At 68.9% G+C, this 12,449-nt stretch carries 7 protein-coding genes; 4 read left to right on the top strand and 3 right to left on the bottom strand.

Annotated elements, in window-relative coordinates; genetic code table 11:
• Positions 1-40 precede the first annotated feature (40 nt).
• On the bottom strand, positions 41-1,180 hold the full coding sequence (locus ACIHAX_RS20430; RefSeq protein WP_355077686.1) for an XRE family transcriptional regulator: 1,140 nt from the start codon (positions 1,178-1,180) through the stop codon (positions 41-43).
• A gap of 331 nt (positions 1,181-1,511) precedes the next feature.
• On the opposite strand from ACIHAX_RS20430, the gene ACIHAX_RS20425 reads away from it, so the two are divergent.
• Positions 1,512-1,817: a hypothetical protein gene (locus ACIHAX_RS20425; protein WP_350901430.1), complete on the top strand. Its 306-nt coding sequence runs from the start codon at positions 1,512-1,514 to the stop codon at positions 1,815-1,817.
• Here the strand turns inward: ACIHAX_RS20425 and ACIHAX_RS20420 are convergent.
• Both ACIHAX_RS20420 and ACIHAX_RS20415 read right to left on the bottom strand, forming a co-directional pair.
• Complete coding sequence (locus tag ACIHAX_RS20420) at positions 1,719-4,310, bottom strand: AMP-binding protein (protein WP_397279032.1); 2,592 nt, start codon at positions 4,308-4,310, stop codon at positions 1,719-1,721. The genes ACIHAX_RS20425 and ACIHAX_RS20420 overlap by 99 nt on opposite strands.
• A 114-nt stretch (positions 4,311-4,424) precedes the next feature.
• Positions 4,425-5,309: a PAC2 family protein gene (locus ACIHAX_RS20415; protein ID WP_063018039.1), complete on the bottom strand. Its 885-nt coding sequence runs from the start codon at positions 5,307-5,309 to the stop codon at positions 4,425-4,427.
• A gap of 167 nt (positions 5,310-5,476) precedes the next feature.
• Between ACIHAX_RS20415 and metH the strand changes: the two genes are divergently transcribed.
• The 3 genes from metH to ACIHAX_RS20400 all read left to right on the top strand — a co-directional run bounded on the left by metH (position 5,477) and on the right by ACIHAX_RS20400 (position 12,397).
• The gene (metH, locus tag ACIHAX_RS20410) at positions 5,477-9,073 is read left to right on the top strand and encodes a methionine synthase (RefSeq protein ID WP_355077499.1); all 3,597 of its coding nucleotides are present in this window, start codon (positions 5,477-5,479) and stop codon (positions 9,071-9,073) included.
• A 656-nt stretch (positions 9,074-9,729) separates the two neighbouring features.
• Positions 9,730-11,550, top strand: coding sequence for a protein kinase (locus ACIHAX_RS20405; RefSeq protein ID WP_364428369.1), 1,821 nt, complete (start codon positions 9,730-9,732; stop codon positions 11,548-11,550).
• A 145-nt stretch (positions 11,551-11,695) separates the two neighbouring features.
• Positions 11,696-12,397: an HAD family phosphatase gene (locus tag ACIHAX_RS20400; RefSeq protein ID WP_364428366.1), complete on the top strand. Its 702-nt coding sequence runs from the start codon at positions 11,696-11,698 to the stop codon at positions 12,395-12,397.
• Positions 12,398-12,449: the final 52 nt, after the last annotated feature.

The raw sequence follows: 12,449 nt of genomic DNA, 5'->3' as shown, positions 1-12,449 counted from the left end.
CGGTTCGTCACCGTTCGCCGCTGCCGCTGCGCAGGTCGGCTCACTCGACGGACAGCGAACGCAACTGGTCCAGATAAGCGCGGGTGCGCGGATCGCCGGGGAACCGCTCGATGATCTCGCGCGCGACTTCCCCCGCGATCCACATCAGCGAGGGCAACGACCGCCTGCTGCCCGCGAACGCGCGCATGCCCTCGGCGACCGCGAGTTCCAGGTCACGGTCGCGCACCGCGACCACGGCCAAAGTCAGGTGCGCCTCGGAGACCCGCATCGGATTGCGCACGCTGCCGTCCGGGCGGGTGGCGTTGCGGATCACTTCCCGCGCGTAGGTTTCGGCGAGCCGATCCTCGCCCGCGACCCGGCAGCAGTCCATCGCGTAGAAGTCGAACTTGTTCGCATCGATGACGAAATGGTTGTCCAGATTGGCCGGATGATCGAGTCGCTCCAAGATAGCTCGGCCTTCGTCGAGCGCCGCCTCCACCTCGCGCGGGTTGCCCAGCCTGGCCCAGGCTTTGGCGCGCTGGGCGGCGAGCTGGACACCGACGCGCAGGTGCTGGCTTACTTCCAGCGTCGGCTGCACGGTCTCGATGACGCCGCGGTAGTTACCCTGGGTCAGCGCGAACCACGCGGTCATTTCCGCTGCCCATGCCGCGATCTCGATGTTCTCCGCCTCCTGCGCCAGCGACTGGGCGGCGCGGCGGGTCGCCTCCGCGGCGGTGCGCCTGCCGAGGTCGTAGTCGACGCAGCCGACCAGCAACGCCACCCATCCGGCGAGAACGAGGATTTCGCGGTGCTGCGCCAGGGTCAGGCGACCGTCCAGCAACGAGGTGATTCTGCGCAGCCACGCGGTGCCGTCGGCGTGCAGGTCGTGCGGGTCGGCGTAGGAGTATTCGCAGCACAGGCGTTCTGCGGTGATGCGGACGGCCTCCAGTGTCACGGAGGACACATCGGACATACGGAGTCGTCCGATGAACTCGAGCGTGTCCATGCCGGTGGCCGAGAGCAATTCGTCGTCCCGGTTCGGTCTGGCCTTGGGAAAGAACGCCGCGGTCACCGTGTCGAAGGTGGCGGCGATGATCGGCGCGTAGAAGTCGTCGGGGCGTGATTCGCCCGATTCCCAACGGCGCCAGTTGCGTAGGAGAGTACTGTCGGTCGGCAGGTTGTGCGAAGACTTTCCACGCATCACGCGAACAGCGTCGGCTTGCGACCACCCCCTCGCGTCACGCTCGGAACGCATTCGGACTGCCCAGACGGGTCGATCGTCGGTAGCGGCCACGTCTGTAGTATCGCACCAGTTAACGTTTGGTGGCCTTAAGAGGGCAGGCAGATGTCCGTGTGTTGACAGCTACTTTCGCGCCGCCGCGTTGTGCATGCTGAACATGGCGCTAGAAGTTAGCCAGCCCCTCCTGTAAGAGCAATTGCAAGTACATCTGCTCTTGCACGAAGCGCAAATACCCCGTAAAACGGGTGGATCCACATAAGAGAACAGCGATCCCAATCCAACGGAGGTTCGGGTGGAAGCGTTGATCTATGGATACTTGCGTGACGATCTGGCCGATGGCCATAGCAAGGAGCTCGAGGCCGCGATGAGCAGCCTCGCCCGCGAGGAAGGGCTGTGCTTCGCCGCAACGTTCCATGAATCGACCGGCGGTGACGGGGCGGCTTTCGCCGAGCTCACGGCGGAACTCAAGCGCGCGGACGCGCACCATGTGGTGGTTCCCTCACTCGATCACTTTGCCGGCCAGACGATTCCGCGCGACATCTTGATAGCCAAGCTGGCTCAGGAGGCGGCGGCGCGGGTGTGGACGGTGGAGAGCTGATCGCCGCGACCGAACTGCCCGGTACCGCCCCGAACCCCAGCGTCGCAGCCCGGTCACCGCGCCGGTGACGAGTACACCCGCTGCCAGGGAAGCGAGCAGCCCCGCGAGCCGGTGCTGTTCGAACAGCGGGTATACCTGCCAATGCAGCAGATAGACGAACAACGAGCCGTCGGCCAGCACCGCGGCGCAGACGGCGACGGCGGCGGGAACCCGGACCGCGGACAACCACACCAGTGCGAGCAAGCCCGCCATGATCAAACGTTCCCGTTCGGGAACGCCGAAATAGCCAGGCACCGTGATCAGTACGACGGCACTCACCGTCATCCGCTGCCACATCGACGTCGCCTTCGCCGCCGCCCAGCCGAGCGCGAAGAGCCACACCGCCAGCGGAGAGAACGGGATGTCCTTCGCCGAATACAGACCGAACGCTTGGTATCGAAAGACGAGGCTCAGCGCGACCAGCGCCATCGCGAACCAGAACGGCTCGGCCCGTTGCCACCGGTCCACCACGGGGATCCGGATCAACAGCGCGGCGGCCAGCATGAAATACACGAGCACCTCGAGGAACCACAGGTGCCCGGCGGTGGCGCTGTCGTGCGGGCCGAGAATCTTGTTCAGTAACAGGACATTCTGCCAGCCGTAGTAGTCGGTGCGGGTCATGGTCAGCGCGACCCAGAGCGCCGTCGGCACCGCGATGTATGCCACGGTGCGTAACGTGTGGCGCAGTCGCTCGGCGGCTGGGGCCGTGGTCACCCCGAACCGCGCGAAGTTGAATCCGGCCACGCCGAGCAGCACGTGCGCCGCGCCCCAGAGCACGTACACTCCGGCGTGCGAGCTGACGATGAGCACGATGCCGACCGCGCGCAGCAGCGTTCCGGTGTCGAGTGCCCGTCCGAAACGCCTGCGGCCTCGTGGTATCCGTTCCAGTTCCGCCACGGACGTGTTCGGCCAGTCGGTGGGCAGGCGGCCGATCGCCCGCTCCAGCCGTGCCGCGGTGGTCACGTAGGTGAGCGAGTTGCCGCCGAGGTCGACGAACGTGCTGTCCGGGTGGACCCGCGCGGGATCGATGCCCAGCGTCGTGGCGTAGAGGGAGCGGATATCACGTGTCTGCGGCGCGGATCCGGCCAGCCGCCGGATAGCGGGGTAGTCGGGTTTGCCGTTCGGTAACCGTGGGATCCGTTCGACCACGTGGACCCGCACGGCGGCGGCGGGCAGGCCGGACAGTCGCGCGGCGAGCTCGGTGAGATCGGACCGCGGGGTCTCTACGGCCACGACGAGGTGCGCGTCGTCGTCCGCGCACCGTGCCGTGAATCCGGCCTCCGCCAGCCCGGATTCGAGACGCTCCAGATCGATGCGCAGTCCGAAGATCTTGGCGAACCGGCTACGCCTGCCGACCACCTGGTACAAGCCGTCGGGTGTGCGTCGTGCCAGGTCGCCCGTGCGCAGGGCATCGACCGTACGGCCGAGGGCGAGGTCTGCGGCGGACTTCGCATACCCCATCATCACATTGGACCCGCGATAGACCAGTTCACGCGGTTCGTCCCCATTGTCGTCGGCTTCCTCGACCGGCTCGAGGGTGAATTCGCCGCCCGGAATCGGGATCCCGATGCAGTCCGGGTGCGCGCTCGCCAGATGCGCGGGCAGATAGGCCATTCGCGCGGTGGCCTCGGTCTGGCCGTACATGACCACGAACTCCCAGCCGTGTTCCCGGCCGAGCGCGGCGTATTCGCGTACCCGCTCCGGCGCCAGCCTGCCGCCCGCCTGGGTGACATAACGCAGGTGCGGCAGGTCCATACGGGCGAAACCGATGCGGTCCAGCAGTTCGATGGTGTAGGGAACCGCGGCGAACGACGTTGCGCGGCAGTCCCGGAACGCGCGCCAGAACTGCGTGTCCAATACCGACTGGTCGGTGAGCATGAGGCTCGCCCCGCGCCACAGGTGGCTGTGCACCACCGACAGCCCGTAGCAGTAGAACATCGGCAGGGTGGTGGCCGCGCAATCGCCAGGACCGATGGCCAGGTACTCGGCGATGGCCGCCGCGTTGGAACGCAGGTTCGTCGCCGAGAGCCGGACCAGTTTGGGCGACCCGGTGGAGCCCGAGGTGCTCAGCAGCAGCGCGAGCTCCGGATGCAGGCGATGCGCCGAGCGTTCCCGGACCACCTCGGCGCGCCCGTCTTCGACGAGCACGTCCGGGTCGTAGGCGTCCCGCAACTCCGCAGTGATCTGCTCGGTCAGCAAGACCACGCATCCGGCGCTGAGCGCTCCGAGGTACGCGACGAGCGAGGAAAGATCGTTGCGCGCGGCGAGCGCGACGAGGCGACGGGCCGGGCCGAGTTCGGCCGCGAAGGACTCGACGAGCGCAGCAAGCCGAGCGTAGGTCACCTGCCGGGTGGGTGGGGATCCGCCGCCGTCCGCGCCCGCACGGTCGGGGCAATGGACGGCGATCCGCTCGTCGAAGGTGCGCAGACGCTCGACGATCGGATGGACGGTCACCGGCGAAAGTGTAGGAGGGGGTCGTTTCCCGACCTGAAGGTGGCCCCCCGGCGAACTTCCGGTGAACCCCGCGGACGCCGGCCGCCCGCACCGAACGCGCCGACGCGCAACCGATCAGAGACCGAAGCTGCCCGGACCCCGTCTGCGCAGGTACTTCTCGAATTCGGCCGCGATGGCGTCGCCGTCGATCTTGGCCATCGCCTCGTTCACGTCGACCGCGGCGTCGCCGCGTTCCTCCAGCGAGCGCACGTACTCGCTGATCTCCTCGTCGCCCACGGTCATCTCGTTCACCGCGGTCTCCCAGTCCTCGGCCTGCTTGGGCAACTCACCCAGCGGCACCTCGATGTCGAGCACGTCCTCGACCCGGTGCAGCAGCGCGATGGTCGCCTTCGGATTCGGCGGCTGGGAGACATAGTGCGGAACGGCGGCCCAGAACGACACCGCCGGGACCCCCGCCTTCACGCACTGGTCCTGCAGCACGCCGGTGATCCCGGTCGGTCCCTCGTAGCGGGTCTGCTCCAGGCTGAACCGCTCGGCCGCTTCCTTGCTGTATGCCGAGCCGGTCACCGGTACCGGACGAGTGTGCGGAGTGTCCGCGAGCAGTGCGCCGAGAATGACCACGGTCTGCACCCCGAGTTGCTCGATGAACTCCAGCAGGTCGCCGCAGAAGCTGCGCCAGCGCATATTCGGTTCGATACCGCGTAGCAGCACCACGTCGCGGTCGCTGCCGGGCGGCGAGCACACCGACAACATCGTCGACGGCCACTGGATTTCCCTGGTCACACCGTCCACCTGACGCACCGTCGGCCGGTTGACCTGATAGTCGTAGTAGTCCTCGGAGTCGAGCTCGGCCAACGGCTCGGCGTCCCAGATCAGTTCCAGATGCTCGACGGCGCCGCTGGCCGCGTCACCGGCGTCGTTCCACCCCTCGAAGGCGGCGACCAGTACCGGATCCCGCAACGTCGGCAGTTCCGGATCGGGAGTTTCACTGGCGTTCACTCGGTCAGCCTACGGTGTGCGGCGATATGGCGTGTCGTAGAACGGCCGGACGGGGTGGCGTGTTCCGGAGCGCGGACGCGGCGGCTCCGGGCCGCGCGTGTGGTCCAGGACACCGAGCCTCCACGCCGTGGCCTGGATCGTCAGCCGCGCCCACTACGCTGGAACGCATGTCTGCGTCCGTCCCCGCCGAGTTCGACACCACGCTACTCGACACGCTGCGCCGCCGTGTCGTCATCGGCGACGGTGCGATGGGCACCATGCTGCAAGCTGCCGATCTGACCCTCGACGATTTCCGCGGGTTGGAGGGCTGTAACGAGATCCTCAACGACACCCGCCCCGAGGTCCTGCGCGGCATCCACCGCGCCTATTTCGAAGCGGGCGCCGACGCGGTGGAGACCAACACCTTCGGCTGCAACCTGCCCAACCTCGCCGACTACGACATCGCCGACCGGATCCGCGACCTCTCCGAGCGGGGAACCCGGCTGGCCCGTGAGGTCGCCGACGAGATGGGACCGTCTCCCGACGGTACGCCACGCTACGTGCTCGGCTCGATGGGGCCGGGCACCAAGCTGCCCACGCTCGGACACGCCCCGTTCGCCGCGCTGCGCGACGCCTACACCGAGGCCGCCCTCGGCATGCTGGACGGGGGCGCCGACGCCATCCTCATCGAGACCTGCCAGGACCTGCTGCAGGTCAAGGCGGCGGTGACCGGCAGCAAGCGTGCGATGGCGAAGCTGGGCCGCCGGATCCCGATCATCACGCACGTCACGGTGGAGACCACGGGCACGATGCTGGTCGGCAGCGAGATCGGCGCGGCGCTCACCGCGCTGGAGCCCCTCGGCATCGACATGATCGGCCTGAACTGCGCGACCGGCCCGGACGAGATGAGCGAGCACCTGCGCCACCTGTCCCGGCACGCGCAGGTGCCGGTCTCGGTGATGCCGAACGCCGGGCTGCCGGTGCTCGGCGCGGACGGGGCGGTCTACCCGCTCACCCCCGAGGAACTGGCGGTCGCGCTGCGCGGGTTCGTCACCGAGTTCGGCCTGGCCCTGGTCGGCGGCTGCTGCGGTACCACGCCCGAGCACATCCGCCAGGTCACCGCCGCGGTGCGCGAAGTCGAGCCGGCCCTGCCGCCGATCGCGCAGCGGCGCGCGCCGGTGCACGAGCCGAGCGTGTCCAGCATGTACACCGCGGTGCCGTTCGAGCAGGACGCCTCGGTCCTGATGATCGGCGAACGCACGAACGCCAACGGCTCCAAGGCATTCCGTGAGGCCATGCTCGCCGGGGACTGGCAGAAGTGCTTGGACATCGCCAAGGACCAGACCCGTGACGGGGCACACATGCTCGACCTGTGCGTCGACTACGTCGGCCGGGACGGCACCCGCGACATGTCGGAGCTGGCGAGCAGGCTGGCCACCGCTTCGACGTTGCCGATCATGCTCGACTCCACCGAGGCCCCCGTACTGCGGGCCGGGCTGGAGCACCTCGGCGGGCGTTGCGCGGTCAACTCGGTGAATTACGAGGACGGCGCCGGTCCCGATTCGCGGTTCCAGCAGACCATGCGCCTGGTCGCCGAGCACGGCGCCGCCGTGGTCGCGCTGACCATCGACGAGGAGGGCCAGGCCCGCACCGCGGCGAAGAAGGTGGAGATCGCCGAGCGGCTGATCGCCGACATCACCGGCAACTGGGGGCTGTCGGAGAGCGACATCATCATCGACACGCTCACCTTCACCCTGGGCACCGGCCAGGAGGAGTCGCGCCGCGACGGGCTGGAGACCATCGAGGCCATCCGCGAGCTCAAGCGCCGGCATCCACGGGTGCAGACCACCTTGGGTCTGTCCAACATCTCCTTCGGCCTCAATCCGGCCGCCCGGCAGGTGCTCAACTCGGTCTTCATGCACGAATGCGTCCAAGCCGGTCTGGATTCGGCGATCGTGCACGCCTCCAAGATCCTGCCGATCAGCCGTATCCCGGAGGAGCAGCGCGAGGTCGCGCTGGATCTGGTGTACGACCGCCGTGCGGAGGGCTACGACCCGCTGCAGAAGCTGATGGCGCTGTTCGAAGGCGTGTCCACCTCCTCGTCGAAGGCGTCGCGGGCGGAGGAACTGGCCGCGCTGCCGTTGTTCGAGCGGCTGGAGCGGCGGATCGTCGACGGGGAACGCGCCGGGATGGAAGCCGACCTGGACGCGGCCATGACCGAGGTGCCGCCGCTGCAGATCATCAACGAGACCCTGCTGGCCGGGATGAAGACGGTCGGCGAGCTGTTCGGGTCCGGTCAGATGCAGCTGCCGTTCGTGCTGCAGTCCGCCGAGGTGATGAAGGCCGCCGTCGCGTACCTCGAGCCGCACATGGAGGCCACCGACGACAGTGGCAAGGGCCGCATCGTGCTGGCCACCGTGAAGGGCGACGTGCACGACATCGGCAAGAACCTGGTCGACATCATCCTGTCGAACAACGGCTACGAGGTGGTCAACCTCGGCATCAAGCAGCCGATCGCCACCATCCTGGACGCGGCGGTGGACAAGAAGGCCGACGTCATCGGCATGTCGGGCCTGCTGGTCAAGTCGACCGTGGTGATGAAGGAGAACCTCGAGGAGCTCAACGCCAAGGGTGTGGCCGAGCAGTTCCCGGTGCTGCTGGGCGGTGCGGCGCTCACCCGCTCCTACGTGGAGAACGACCTGACCGAGGTGTACGAGGGCGACGTGCACTATGCGCGCGACGCGTTCGAGGGCCTGCGGCTGATGGACGACATCATGACCCGCAAACGCGGTGGCGACCTCGACCCGGACAGCCCGGAAGCCATCGCCGAGCGGGAGAAGGCCGCCGAGCGCAAAGCGCGCCACGAGCGCTCCAAGCGAATCGCGGCGGAGCGCAGGGCGAACGAGGCGCCCGTCGTGGTGCCGGAGCGCTCCGACGTCGCGGCCGATCTGCCGGTGCCGGTGCCGCCCTTCTGGGGCACACGGGTGGTGAAAGGCCTCGCGCTGCACGAATATTCGGGCCTGCTCGACGAGCGGGCGTTGTTCCTGGGGCAGTGGGGCCTGCGTGGGCAGCGCGGTGGCGACGGTCCCGGCTACGAGGAACTGGTGGAGACCGAGGGCAGGCCGCGTCTGCGCGCCTGGCTGGACCGATTGAGCACCGAGGGTGTGTTGCAGCACGCCGCGGTGGTGTACGGCTACTTCCCCGCGGTGTCCGAAGGCGACGACGTCATCGTGCTCACCGAACCGGAACCCGATGCGCCGGAGCGGTACCGGTTCACCTTCCCGCGGCAGCAGCGCGACCGGTTCCTGTGCATCGCCGACTTCATCCGTTCGCGGGAGTACGCCCGCTCGACCGGTCAGGTGGACGTGCTTCCGTTCCAGCTGGTCACGATGGGGCAGCCGATCGCCGACTTCGCCAACGAGCTGTTCGCGGGTGACAGCTACCGCGATTACCTCGAGGTGCACGGCATCGGCGTCCAGCTCACCGAGGCGCTCGCCGAGTACTGGCACCGCCGCATCCGCGAGGAGCTCGTCCTCGACGGTCACGCGGTCGCCGACTCCGACCCGGCCGACGTGCTGGAGTACTTCAAGCTCGGCTATCGCGGCGCCCGCTACTCGTTCGGCTACGGCGCCTGCCCGGAGCTGGAGGACCGCGCCAAACTGGTCGACCTGCTCGAAGCCGATCGCATCGGCGTCGTGCTCTCCGAGGAGCTGCAGCTGCATCCGGAGCAGTCCACCGACGCCTTTGTCCTGCTGCATCCGGAGGCGAAGTACTTCAACGCGTAGCCGTTCGCCGATGCGGCGCGGCGCCGACGCCCGAGGGTCTCGGCGCCGCGCTGTCAGCGCGAACGCGGCTGCCCGATCGTCAGGCGCGAGGCTTTGGAAGCCGTATCGGTACGTCGCCTTTGCCGCAGGTCGGGCATCGCTGCTTCCGGACGCTCTCGACCGGCCGATCGGTCTGCCGAGTGCCCGGGGCGCGCCATCTTCGTCTCGCGAATCGGGCGTAGGCGCGCGGAGTGCAGCGGACGTGAGCGCCTTTCTCGGCCTGTCCGTCCGTTCGTGGTCCGCAGCGGGCGTCGCGGCCGGACGGCGATCAGTGGTGGACTGTGAGCAATAGCGAGATGCTCTCGTGTGAAGGGCCTTTGCTACCTGCCCGGATGTCATGTCTCGCGTGCATCGGGGCGCTCGTCGGCGCGTCACAGTGGCGGGCGCGCGCGGTTTACCTGGGCGATCGTCCGTGCCCGCACCGGGAGGTGGCTGTGTGTCGGGTGGATGTGCCATTGTCGAAGGCGTTGTAACTGCATCCGGGGCAGTCGGCGGATGCGTTCGCGTCCCTGCTCAGTGGTGCAAAGCACCTCGGCGCGTACGCTTTCGGAATTCTTCCGGGCTTGCGTGTGGAGTGCGAGACGGCTAGGCGCGCAAGTAGGAAGAGGCACACCACGATGACGGCGGATCGATTGATCGCGGGACGTTACCGGCTCACGGATCCGATCGGCACCGGCGCCATGGGTGTGGTGTGGCGGGCCACCGACGTCCGGCTGCAGCGCACCGTCGCGGTCAAACAGGTGCTCCTCGGTCCCGGACTCACCGGATCGGCTGCGCTGGAGGCGAAACGGCGTGCCATGCGGGAGGGGCGGATCGCGGCGCGGCTGCACCACCCGAACGCCATCACCGTGTTCGACGTGGCCGAGGAAGACGGCCAGCCCTGGCTGGTCATGGAGTACCTGGACGCGCCGAGCCTGGCGACCAAGCTGTCGGGCAACCGGACGCTGCCGCCGCTGGAGGTCGCCCGGATCGGCGCGCAGGCGGCGAGCGCCTTGGCCGCGGCGCACGACGCGGGGATCATGCACCGGGACGTGAAGCCGGCGAATCTGCTGGTCGCCGACGACGGCACGGTCAAGATCACCGACTTCGGCATTTCCCGCGCGGTCGGCGACGTGACGGTCACGGCCACCGGGTTTCTCGCCGGGACGCCGGCCTACCTGTCGCCCGAGGTGGCGCGCGGCGAGGACCCGGAACCGGCTTCCGACGTCTTCGCTCTCGGTTCGACGTTGTACGCGGCGGTGCAGGGCGCTCCACCGTTCGGTGAGAGCGACAACCCGCTGGCCCTGCTGCACGCGGTGGCGCGGGGCGAAATCCCGCCGCCGGAGGCAGCCGGCTCGCTGGGGCCGGTGCTGATGTACCTGCTCGCCCCGGCCGTCGCCGACCGCCCGACCATGCGGGAGGCGAAAGCGGTCCTCGAAGCCGTCGCGGCGGGACGGGATCTGGAGCTGCCCGCATCGGTGACCAAGGTGATTGCCGCCCCCGCCGCCACGACGACCGTGCTGCCCGACCCCGCCGCTGCCGTATCGCCGGAGCAGTCGGACGACACCGGTGTCACCGCGGTCGTACCCGCCGCTGTGCCGGGTCCGGCCGTGCCGCAAGGAGTTACGTCACGGCCGGTGCCGAGGCTGGCCGGGGTGGCGGCGAGGTTGCGGAGTGTTCTGAGCGGCAGGCAGCGCCGCAGACTGATCGCCGTGGAAGTCGCCGCGGTGGTCGGGGTGCTGATCCTGGTCGGCATCATCGCGACGCTGGCCGGCGTGGACGGCGAGGGCGGCGCCGCGCCGACGTCGTCGGTCGAGCCTCCGGCCGCCGTGGCGCCCGAGAACACGCAGGCGCCAGCCGACGCGGCCGGAGCCGAGCCTCGACCGGCGCCGGTGCAAGCTCCCGCTCCCGCCCCGGCGCAAACATCCGCCTCCTCAGCGCCCGCGCCCACTTCTGGACCCGTGCCGGGGCCCGCGCCCACTTCAGCGGGTGCTCCGCTGCCCCCGCCTGCCCCGGGCACCACCCCTCCGGCGCAAACGACGAACCCCGCGCCGAGCACGACTCCGCCGCCCAGCACCACGCCTCAGCCCACGTCGAGCCCTGCCCCGACCACCACGGGCCCGGCCACCACCGCGACGACGACCCCGTCCGGTCCGCCGACACCCGACCGGATCGCCTCGTTCATCCAGGGCTACTACGGCATGCTGCCCACCAACGTGTCCGGCGCCTGGACGCAGCTGGCCCCCGGATACCAGGCCAAGACCGGCTACGACTCATACGTGAACTTCTGGGGCACGATTCGCTCGGTGAGCGTGGGCTCGGTTACGCAGAACGGCGCGAATCGGGCGGTCGTCGCGTTGACCTACACCTTGAAGAACGGCACGACGACTTCCGAGAGCCGCTGGATCGAGGTCGTCGGCGACAGTGCCAAGTTGCAGATCGCCGCATCGGGTACCTAGGGACACGGCCGAGCCTTGGCCTGCGCCATCGAGTAGCCCAGCCATCCGAGGGTGAGCAGGCTCGGCTGCGGAGCGGCTCCGTCCCGGCGGTACGGTTCGTGCGGCGGCCGGGTGATCTCGGAAGGTTCGCAACGGTGCCCGCGACATGGACGAGAGCTGGGAGAAGGACCGAAACGTGACAGCGCGACTGGCCGGAGTGCTCTGGGACATGGACGGCACGCTCCTCGACTCGGAGAAGCTCTGGGATGTCGCGGTGCGGGAACTGGCACGTGAGCACGGTCACGAGATGACCGATGCGATCCGGCACGCGCTGATCGGGGCGTCCGGCCCGAACGCGCTGCGGATCATGTTCACCGGCTTGGGTATCGAGCCCACGCCGGACTCGTTGCGTGCGGCGGGGGAGTTCCTGGAGCGGCGGGTGACCGAATTGATGACCGGCCCCATCCCGTGGCGGCCTGGTGCGAAGGACGCGCTGGCCATGGTACGCGCGGCGGGGCTGGCCAGCGCGCTCGTCACCAATACCAAGCGGTCGCTCACGGAGTTCGGTCTCGACACGCTGGGCCGGGACTTCTTCGATGTCTCGGTCTGCGGCGACGAGGTGGCGCACGGCAAGCCGGAGCCGGATGTCTACCTGCGCGCTGCCGAGCTGCTCGGGCTCGATCCGGAACAGTGTGTGGCGGTGGAGGATTCGCCGACCGGTACGCGTGCGGCGCAGGCCGCGGGCTGCGCGGTGGTGGTCGTCCCGTGCGAGATTCCCGTGCCGCACGCGCCAGGGCGGGTGTTCCGGGATTCGCTGATCGGGTTGACCGTCGCGGAACTCGAAAACGCTCTGCGCGTGCGGGGTTGAGCCATCCGGGTGGCCGGGTTGCGCGACATCGGCGCACCGGCCATGCCGAGAG

It is taken from the genome of Nocardia sp. NPDC051929 (genome assembly GCF_044548645.1).
Taxonomy (GTDB): Bacteria; Actinomycetota; Actinomycetes; order Mycobacteriales; family Mycobacteriaceae; genus Nocardia; species Nocardia sichangensis.
This window is presented reverse-complemented; position numbering and strand designations above follow the sequence as displayed.

Excerpts from the sequence above, each read along its gene's own strand:
- ACIHAX_RS20430 (WP_355077686.1), bottom strand. The coding sequence starts at position 1,180 with ATGCGTGGAAAGTCTTCGCACAACCTGCCGACCGACAGTACTCTCCTA.
- metH (WP_355077499.1), top strand. The coding sequence starts at position 5,477 with ATGTCTGCGTCCGTCCCCGCCGAGTTCGACACCACGCTACTCGACACG.
- ACIHAX_RS20405 (WP_364428369.1), top strand. The coding sequence starts at position 9,730 with ATGACGGCGGATCGATTGATCGCGGGACGTTACCGGCTCACGGATCCG.
- ACIHAX_RS20400 (WP_364428366.1), top strand. The coding sequence starts at position 11,696 with ATGGACGAGAGCTGGGAGAAGGACCGAAACGTGACAGCGCGACTGGCC.